The organism is Streptosporangium fragile (assembly GCF_039534445.1).
Taxonomy (GTDB): Bacteria; Actinomycetota; Actinomycetes; order Streptosporangiales; family Streptosporangiaceae; genus Streptosporangium; species Streptosporangium fragile.
Genome location: NZ_BAAAVI010000003.1, coordinates 219,106 through 227,734 on the forward strand (window position 1 = coordinate 219,106; position 8,629 = coordinate 227,734).

Sequence of the window (8,629 nt, forward strand, 5' to 3'; positions counted from 1 at the left end):
GGTTGACAACGTTGTCATGGCGGGCGGCGTCGGGGACACCCGATCTCACCGGTGGGAGAGCAGGCCGCCCCGCGTGCCCGTCGCGTGCAGGTCGGCCTCCACCCGGGCGGCGGTGGCCAGCAACGGCGGGAGCAGGTTGCGGCGGGCGGACTCGGGGGTCGTCCGGCTCGCGTGGGACGAGATGTTGATCGCGGCGGTCACCCGGCCGGAACGTTCCCGGACGGGCACGGCGATCGAGCGCAGGCCCTCCTCCAGCTCCTGGTCGACCATCGCCCACCCCTGGGAGCGGACCCGCTCCAGCTCGGCCCTGAGCGCGGCCGGGGAGGTGATCGTCCGGGGGGTGAGCCTGCGCAGCTCGACGCGGCCGAGGTAGGCGTCGAGCTCGTCCGGGGGCAGCCAGGCGAGCAGCACCCTGCCCATCGAGGTGCAGTAGGCCGGGAAGCGGGTGCCGATGTTGATGGTCACCCGCATGATCCGGCTGGTGGCCACCCGGGCCACGTAGACGACGTCCTCGCCGTCGAGCACGGCGACGGACGCCGAGTCGTGCACCTCGGCGACGAGCCGTTCGAGGTGCGGCTCGGCCACCTCGGGCAGCGTCAGGCTCGACAGGTAGGCGTACCCCAGCTCCAGCACGCGCGGGGAGAGCGCGAACAGCCGCCCGTCGGTCCTGACGTAGCCGAGGTCGACGAGCGTCAGCAGGAAGCGCCGGGCCGCAGCGCGTGTCAGACCGGTCGCGCGGGCGACCTCGCTCAGCGTGAGTTCGGGGCTCGTCGCGCTGAACGCCCTGATCACGGAGAGCCCCCGGGCCAGCGACTGCACGTGGTCAGAGCCACGGTCAGCGGGGTCGACCATCTCCGTCCTCCTCGTTCCGGTCGAACTCTAGCGCCGTCCTGGCCACCGCGAACGCCCGGTTGGCCGCCGGCACCCCCGCGTAGATCGCCGTCTGCAGCAGCACCTCCTTGATCTCCTCCTCGGTGAGGCCGATCCGCAGGGCCGCCCGCACGTGCATGGCCAGTTCGTGTTCGTGCCCGAGCGCGGCCAGCATGGCCAGGGTGATGCAGCTCCGGGTGCGCCGGTCCAGGCCCGGCCGGGTCCAGATCTCGCCCCAGGCGTACTTGGTGATGAACTCCTGGAAGTCGGCGGTGAACGGGGTGGCGCCCGCGGTGGCGCGGTCCACGTGCTCGTCGCCCAGTACGGCCCGGCGCGTCGCGTCCCCGGCCTCCCACACGCTCATCGGTCAGCTCCTACGGTGTTCTCGTGGGCGGTGAGCGCCCGGTCGACGAAGACGGCGGCGGATCCCAGGTAGCCCGCCGGATCCAGGGCGGCGTCGATCTCCTCCGGCTCCAGCGGGACGGCGGGGTCGGCCAGCAGGACCTCCCGCAGCGCCAGGCCCCCGTCGGCGGCGCGGGCGCAGGCGGCGTCCACCACCCGCCGGGCCTGCGGGGTGCCGCCGAGGCGGGAGACGACCTGCTCCGCCATGAGCAGCCCCCGGGTCGCGCCGAGGTTGGCGCGCATCCGATCGGCGTCCACGGTCAGACCCTCCAGCACCTCGCGCAGCCACGAGGCGGCGCTGCCGGTGAGCCGGAGCAGTTCGCCGAGCGTCTCCCACTCGGCCTGCCACGGCCCGGCCGCGCGCTCGTGCTCCTGGACCATGCCGGCGAGCACCGAGCCGACCAGTCCGGGGACGCGCTGGACGCAGGCGAGCACGGACATCGCGCCGACCGGGTTGCGCTTGTGCGGCATGGCGCTGGAGCCGCCCCGGCCGGGCTCGGCGGGCTCGGCGACCTCCGCCACCTCGGTCTGGGCCAGCAGTTTCACGTCGGTCGCCACCTTGCCGAGCGTCCCGGCGGCCGTGCCGAGCGCGCAGGCCAGCCGGGCCACCGGCGCGCGGTCGGTGTGCCAGGGCACGACCGGCTCGGCCAGCCCCAGTTCGGCCGCCAGGCGCGGCAGCACCTCGTGCCCCCGGCCGCCGAGGACGGACAGCGTGCCGGCCGCCCCGCCGTACTGGACGGGCAGCGGCAGCAGCCCCGCCAGGTGGGTCCGCGCGCCGTCCAGCGCGCTCAACCAGAGCGCCGCCTTCAGCCCGAAGGTGACGGGCACCGCGTGCTGCAGGACGGTGCGCCCGGCCATGGCGGTGCCGCGGTGCCGGTCCGCCAGCCGGGCGCACGCGCCGGCGCAGGCGGACAGGTCGGCCAGGATCGGGGCCAGGGCACGCCCGGCGACCAGCATCGCCGCGGTGTCGTTGACGTCCTGGCTGGTGGCGCCGTAGTGCACGAACCTCCGCAGGCCCGGGTCGACCCGCTCCCGCAGCGCGGCGACCAGGGGGATGACGGGGTTGCCCGACCGCGCGGCCGCGGTGCTCAGCCCGGCGACGTCGTAGAGCTCGGGGCGGCAGGCCTTCTCCAGCGCCGCGGGCACCCCGGCGGGCACCAGGCCGATCCCCGCCTGGGCGGCGGCCAGCGCCGCCTCCACGTCCAGCATGGCGGCCAGCCACGCCGCGTCCGTCACCTCCGCCGAGGCTCCGCCCCTGGCGAACATTCCCGAGAACAGTCCTTCACCCGCGGAATGGGTCATGGTCGCCTCCGAGTGGTCGCGTGGTCGCGTGGTCCGCGTGACCGGCGTCCGGTGTGAACGGGCGCGATCCGCCGGGAACCGGCTCGCCGGCGTTCCAGGGGAACCGGCCCGAGGGGACGGGCCCGAGGGGGACGGGCCGCCGTGCCCGGTCAGGACCGGGCCCCTTCCAGCACGACGGCGAGTCCCTGGCCCACGCCGATGCAGATGGCGGCCAGGCCGTACCCGCCGCCGCGGCGGTGCAACTCGTGGGCGAGAGTGCCCAGGATCCGCGCGCCCGAGGAGCCGAGGGGGTGGCCCAGGGCGATGGCGCCGCCGTTGACGTTGACGATCTCGGGGTCGAGGTCGGGCCATTCGGCCAGGCACGCCAGCGACTGGGCGGCGAACGCCTCGTTGAGTTCGACCACGCTCAGGTCGGACCAGCCGATGCCCGCGCGCTTGAGCGCGGTGCGGGCGGCCTCGACCGGGCCGATGCCGAACAGGTGCGGCTCGACCCCGACCACCGCGCGCGAGACGATCCTGGCCAGCGGGGTGCGGCCGGCCCGCGCGGCCCCCGCCTCGTCGCCGATGAGCAGGGCGGCGGCCCCGTCGTTGAGCGGGGAGGCGTTGCCCGCCGTGACCGTGCCGTCCGGGCGGAAGACGGGCTTCAGCCTGGCCAGGGACTCCGGAGTCGAGTCGGCCCGGACGCACTCGTCGCGGTCGAGGGCCTCCAGCGCGACGACCTCGGCCTCGAACACGCCGCGCTCCCAGGCGTCCGCCGCACGCCGGTGGCTGCGCAGCGCGAACCGGTCCTGGGCCTCGCGGCCGATCCCGTAGCGGTCGGCGAGGATCTCGGCGCCCTCGCCGAGGGCGACCGCCCACTGCGCGGGCATCCGGGGGTTGACCATCCGCCAGCCCAGGGCCGTGTCGTGCAGGGTCTGCGCCCCCCGGTCGAAGCCGCGCGCGGGCTTGGGCATCACCCACGGTGCCCGGCTCATCGACTCCGAGCCGCCGGCGACGACCAGGGACGCGTCGCCCACGGCCACGGCGCGGGAGGCGGCGATCGCCGCCTCCAGGCCGGAACCGCACAGCCGGTTCAGGGTGGTGCCGGGCACCGTCACCGGCAGCCCGGCGAGCAGGACGGCCATCCGCGCGACATCGCGGTTGTCCTCCCCGGCGCCGTTGGCCGCGCCGAAGAACACGTCGTCGATCGCGGCCGGGTCGAGGTCGGGGGAGCGGCCGGTCAGCGCGCCCACCACGTGCGCGGCCAGGTCGTCCGGGCGGACACCGGACAGCGCCCCGCCGTAGCGGCCGATGGGGGTGCGGACCGCGTCGAGGACGTAGACGTCGTTCATGATCAGGAATTCCTCTCCACCGTGGCCATCGGACCCCCTCCCCGTTGTTCGTTATACGAACGAACGTTCCTGATGTGAACATAATGACCGCCCGTCCGGATGGTCAAATCGGCGATCATGATTCCTTGACATGGTTGATATTCGCGGCGTAACTTCCGCGATACATGCCGTTCGTTCACAGAATCATTGTGCGTATAACGAACGCCCCCCCAACACAACTCCCTCGGGAGGTCATATGCGCCGCCCCATCGCCGCTCTCACCGCCGCGTTGGCGCTGACCGCGCTGCCCGCGTGCGGATCGGCGGAGCAGCCCGCCGCAGACGGCAAGGACAAGGTCAACGCAGGTGTGATCGCCATCGTGGACACCGCCCCGATCCACCTGGGGAAGGCCAAGGGCTTCTTCGACAGGCAGAACATCGACCTGACGATCACTCCCGTGCAGGGCGGTGCCGCCAGCGTCTCCGGTGCCGTCAGCAACCAGTTCCAGTTCGCCTTCGCGAACACCACCTCCCTGCTGACCGCCCGCGAGCAGGGGCTCGACGTGAAGGTCGTGGCCAACGGCGTCTCCTCCACCGGCGAGCCGGGCAAGGACTTCGGCGCCGTGCTGGTCAAGAACGACAGCCCGATCCGCACGGCCAAGGACCTGGCGGGCAAGAAGGTCTCCGTCAACCAGCTCAAGAACATCGGCGACACCACCATCCGCGCCTCGGTGCGCAAGGCCGGGGGCGACCCCTCGGCGATCGAGTTCGTGGAACTGGCCTTCCCCGACGCGCCCGCCGCGCTGGACAACGGGCGGGTCGACGCGATCTGGGTGGTCGAGCCGTTCGTCAGCCAGGCGCTCTCCCACGGCGCCCGCGCCGTGTCGTGGAACTTCGCCGAGGCGGTCGACGACCTGACCGTGGCGATGTACTTCACCAACGGCAAGACCGACCCCGACCTGGTCAAGCGGTTCACCGCCGCGATGAACGAGTCGCTGGCCTACGCCGACGCCCACCCCGACGAGGCGCGGGAGATCCTGAAGTCGTACACGAAGATCGCCCCCGAGGTGATCGCCAAGATCAACCTGCCCCGGTGGGGCACGGAGATCAACCGCGAGTCCGTGCAGGCGATCGCCGACCTGGCCCGGGCTGACGGCGTGCTCAAGAACAAGGCCGACGTGGCCGCGCTGCTGCCGTGACCCGCGACCGCTCCCCGGACTCCCCCGGATCGCCGGAGTTCTCACGGGCGGCGTACGGCGCCGCCGGACTCGGCGCGCTGCTGGCCCTGCTGGAGGCGGTGCCCCGGCTGGGCCTGGTCGACCCCCGCCACCTGCCGCCCGCCTCGGAGATCCTCGCCACCCTGGCGGCCGAGCTGGCCACCCCGGAGCTGTGGGCGGCCCTCGGCCAGACCATGTGGGGGTGGGCGCTCGGCCTGGCCATCGCGTTCTGCGCGGCGGTGGTCGCCGGCGTGGTGATCGGCGTCGTACCGGGCCTGCGGGCCGCCACGCGCTCGACGATCGAGTTCCTGCGCCCCATCCCCTCGGTGGCGCTGATCCCGCTGGCCACCCTGCTGTTCGGCGCCTCCCTGGGCTCGACCCTGCTCCTGGTCGTCTACGCCTCGTTCTGGCAGGTGCTCATCCAGGTCCTGTACGGGGTGGCGGACGTCGACGCCGTCGCCCACGACACGGCCAGGTCGTACGGGCTGTCGGCCTGGTCCCGGATCCGGCACCTGGCCTGGCCGACCGCCCTGCCGTACGTGATGACCGGCCTGCGCCTGGCCGCGGCCGTCGCCTTCATCCTCGCCGTCACCGCGGAGCTGGTCATCGGCAGCCCCGGGCTGGGCCTCGCCATCCAGGTCGCCCAGTCCGGCGGCGCGGTGGCCACCATGTACGCCCTGGTGGTGCTGGCCGGCCTGGTCGGCATCGGGGTGAACCTCGCGGTCCGCCTGCTGGAGCGGCGGGTCCTGGCCTGGCATCCCTCGATCAGGCGGGAGGCCGCGGCGTGACGGGACATCCCCGGGCGACCGAACCCCCGGAGCGGAAGACCCCGGCCGGGCCGGGCCGGGTCGCGGCCGGTGTCCGCCGCGCCGCGCGGCGGACGCTGACCGCGGCCGGGGTGCCCGTGCTGCTGGTGCTCGTCTGGTGGATCCACAGCACGGTGTCGGCGAGCTTCTACGTCCCCGGCCCCGACCGGGTGGCGCGGGCGTTCGCCGAGACGTGGTTCTCCTCCCGCCTGGTGGACGACGCGCTGCCGAGCGTGGTCAGGCTGCTGGCCGGGTACGCGCTGGCCACCCTGGCCGGGGTCGGGCTCGGCGTGGCGATCGGGCTCTCGCCCCGGCTGCGTGCCGCCGCCGAACCGGTCCTGGAGTTCTTCCGGGCGATCCCACCGCCGGTGCTGGTCCCGCTGATCATGCTGCTGGCCGGGATCGACGACGGGATGAAGGTGCTGGTCATCGCCTCCGGTTGCGTCTGGCCGATCCTGCTCAACACCGTCGAGGGCGTCCGCGCGCTGGACGAGGTCCTCTCCGACACCTGCCGCATGTACGGCGTGCGGGGCGCCTCGCGCCTGCGCCACCTGGTGCTGCGCGGCGCCGGCCCGCAGATCATGGCGGGCCTGCGGCAGGCGCTCTCCGTCGGGATCATCCTGATGGTCATCAGCGAGATGTTCGCCAGCAGCAGCGGCCTGGGCTTCACGATCGTGCTCTTCCAGCGCGGGTTCGCGATCCCCGAGATGTGGAGCGGCATCCTCCTGCTCGGCCTGCTGGGCTACACGCTGGCCGTCCTGTTCCGGCGGCTCGAACGCCGCGTCCTCTACTGGTACTACGGCCGTGGGGGTGACCGTGCTTGAGGTCTCCGGACTGAGGAAGGTCTACGAGGGGCGGGGAGTCGAGGCCCTGCGGGACCTGACCTTCCGGGTGGACACCGGGGAACTGGTCTGCGTCGTCGGCCCCTCCGGGTGCGGCAAGACCACCCTGCTGCGCTGCGTCGCGGGCCTGCTGCGCCCCACCGCCGGGTCGGTGCGGGTGGCGGGGGTGCCGGTGACCGGCCCGCCGCCGCGGATGGCCGTGGTCTTCCAGGAGTACGGCCGGAGCCTGTTCCCCTGGATGACGGTCCGGCAGAACGTCGAGCTGCCGCTGAAGGAGAAGAAGGTGCCGCGCGGGCGGCGGGAGGAACTGGTGGGCGGGTCGCTGGCCGCCGTCGGACTCGCCGACGCCGCCGACGCCCACCCCTGGCAGCTCTCCGGCGGCATGCAGCAGCGGGTGGCGATCGCCAGGGCGGTCGCGTACGAGCCGCAGGTGCTGCTGATGGACGAGCCGTTCGCCGCGGTGGACGCCCAGACCCGGGCCGACCTGGAGGACCTGATCCTCACGCTCTGGCGCGACCTCGGGATGACGACGCTGTTCGTCACCCACGACATCGACGAGGCCGTCTACCTCGGCCGGCGCGTGGTGGTGCTGTCGTCCTCGCCGACCGTCGTCCTGGAGGACCTGAAGATCGACCTCCCGCCGGAACGCGACCAGCTCACCACCCGGTCCCTGCCGCGCTTCGCCGATCTGCGCGGTCATCTTTACGCCCAGATCCAGCGGGCGCGAGGAGACCGATGAGAACCGTCAGGGACGCCGCCTTCGACGTGTTCCGCCGCACCGGGCTGACCACGATCTTCGCCAACCCCGGGTCGACCGAGGTGTCCCTGCTCGCGGGGCTCCCCGGCGACCTGGAGTTCGTGCTCGCCCTGCACGAGGGCTCGGTCGTCGGCATGGCCACCGGCTGGGCCGTCGCGCGGGAGCGGCCGGCGCTGGTCCTGCTGCACACCACCGCGGGGCTCGGCAACGCGGTCGGCGCCATCGCGACCGCCCGGGTGAACCGGGCGCCGCTGGTGGTGCTGGTCGGCCAGCAGGACCGCAGGCACCTGGCGCTGGAGCCGTTCCTCACCGGGCGCCTGAGCGGGCTGGCCGGCGACTACCCGGTCTGGACGGACCAGCCGGTCCGCGCCCAGGACGTGCCCGGCGCGGTGGCCAGGGCCTGCCACGAGGCGGTCACCGCCCGGGGCCCCGCGATCGTCGTCGTCCCCATGGACGACTGGTCCGCCCCCGCCGGCGACGCCCGGCCCGTTCCCGGCGACGGCCCGCCCCCCGGCCCGGACTCGTCCTCCCGCGCCGTTCCCGGCCGGGCGGCCCCCGCCGGGAACGGCGCGGAAGGCGAGGTGCTCGCGGCGGCGGCGCGGGTCGTCCGGCCGGTGGCCGTCGCCGACACCGACCTGGCCCCGCTCGTCGACCGGCTCGCCGCGGCCCGCTCACCCGTCCTGGTCGTGGGCGCGGGCGCCGACTCGGCCGCGGCGTGGGAGGCGCTGACCGCGCTCGCGGAGCTGCTGCGCTGCCCGGTCTGGCAGGAGTCCTTCGGCGCCCGTGCGGGGTTCCCCCAGGACCACCCGCAGTTCGCGGGAGTCCTGCCCGCCGCCCGGTCCCGGCTGCGGGAGGCGCTGGCCGGGCACGACGCCGTGCTCGCGGTCGGGGCGCCGGTGTTCCGCCAGTACCCCTACGAACCCGGTCCCCTCCTCGCCCCGGGCACCGCCGTGGCCGTCGTCACCGACGACCCGGCCGAGGCGCACCGCAGCCCCGCCGACCTCGCCTACCTCGCCTCGCCCTCCGCCGTCTGCGCCCGGCTGACCGCGCTGCTGCCCGCCCGCCCCAGCGCGGCCCCGCGCCCGCCCCGGAGCGCCCCGCCCGCCCCGCCGGGGCCCGGCGAG

At 74.3% G+C, this 8,629-nt stretch carries 9 protein-coding genes; 5 read left to right on the forward strand and 4 right to left on the reverse strand.

Annotated elements, in window-relative coordinates; translation table 11 throughout:
- Window positions 1-45 precede the first annotated feature (45 nt).
- From ABD841_RS03735 to ABD841_RS03750, 4 genes are all read right to left on the reverse strand, one after another.
- Complete coding sequence (locus ABD841_RS03735; RefSeq protein ID WP_344967833.1) at window positions 46-852, reverse strand: IclR family transcriptional regulator; 807 nt, start codon at window positions 850-852, stop codon at window positions 46-48.
- Window positions 836-1,234, reverse strand: a complete 399-nt coding sequence (gene pcaC / locus ABD841_RS03740; RefSeq protein ID WP_344967835.1) for a 4-carboxymuconolactone decarboxylase — start codon at window positions 1,232-1,234, stop codon at window positions 836-838. Before pcaC ends, ABD841_RS03735 begins: the two co-directional genes overlap by 17 nt.
- A complete protein-coding gene (gene pcaB / locus ABD841_RS03745) occupies window positions 1,231-2,574 on the reverse strand; it encodes a 3-carboxy-cis,cis-muconate cycloisomerase (protein ID WP_344967837.1) in 1,344 nt (447 codons plus the stop codon). Before pcaB ends, pcaC begins: the two co-directional genes overlap by 4 nt.
- 149 nt (window positions 2,575-2,723) lie before the next feature.
- The gene (locus ABD841_RS03750) at window positions 2,724-3,905 is read right to left on the reverse strand and encodes a thiolase family protein (protein ID WP_344967839.1); all 1,182 of its coding nucleotides are present in this window, start codon (window positions 3,903-3,905) and stop codon (window positions 2,724-2,726) included.
- 235 nt (window positions 3,906-4,140) lie between these two features.
- Between ABD841_RS03750 and ABD841_RS03755 the strand changes: the two genes are divergently transcribed.
- The 5 genes from ABD841_RS03755 to ABD841_RS03775 form a co-directional block, all read left to right on the forward strand.
- Window positions 4,141-5,082, forward strand: coding sequence for an ABC transporter substrate-binding protein (locus tag ABD841_RS03755; protein ID WP_344967841.1), 942 nt, complete (start codon window positions 4,141-4,143; stop codon window positions 5,080-5,082).
- Window positions 5,079-5,888, forward strand: coding sequence for an ABC transporter permease (locus ABD841_RS03760; protein WP_344967843.1), 810 nt, complete (start codon window positions 5,079-5,081; stop codon window positions 5,886-5,888). The genes ABD841_RS03755 and ABD841_RS03760 overlap by 4 nt, the downstream gene beginning before the upstream one ends.
- Window positions 5,885-6,730 (forward strand): ABC transporter permease, encoded by an 846-nt coding sequence (locus ABD841_RS03765; protein WP_425581941.1) that lies wholly within the window; start codon window positions 5,885-5,887, stop codon window positions 6,728-6,730. Before ABD841_RS03760 ends, ABD841_RS03765 begins: the two co-directional genes overlap by 4 nt.
- On the forward strand, window positions 6,723-7,487 hold the full coding sequence (locus ABD841_RS03770) for an ABC transporter ATP-binding protein (RefSeq protein ID WP_344967869.1): 765 nt from the start codon (window positions 6,723-6,725) through the stop codon (window positions 7,485-7,487). The genes ABD841_RS03765 and ABD841_RS03770 overlap by 8 nt, the downstream gene beginning before the upstream one ends.
- On the forward strand, window positions 7,484-8,629 hold a 1,146-nt coding region (locus tag ABD841_RS03775), incomplete at its 3' end, for a thiamine pyrophosphate-binding protein (RefSeq protein WP_344967845.1). The genes ABD841_RS03770 and ABD841_RS03775, both read left to right, overlap by 4 nt.

Bases quoted from the DNA above. Each gene is read 5' to 3' on its own strand.
- ABD841_RS03735 (WP_344967833.1), bottom strand. From the start codon at position 852: ATGGTCGACCCCGCTGACCGTGGCTCTGACCACGTGCAGTCGCTGGCC.
- ABD841_RS03755 (WP_344967841.1), top strand. From the start codon at position 4,141: ATGCGCCGCCCCATCGCCGCTCTCACCGCCGCGTTGGCGCTGACCGCG.
- ABD841_RS03750 (WP_344967839.1), bottom strand. From the start codon at position 3,905: ATGAACGACGTCTACGTCCTCGACGCGGTCCGCACCCCCATCGGCCGC.
- pcaB (WP_344967837.1), bottom strand. From the start codon at position 2,574: ATGACCCATTCCGCGGGTGAAGGACTGTTCTCGGGAATGTTCGCCAGG.
- pcaC (WP_344967835.1), bottom strand. From the start codon at position 1,234: ATGAGCGTGTGGGAGGCCGGGGACGCGACGCGCCGGGCCGTACTGGGC.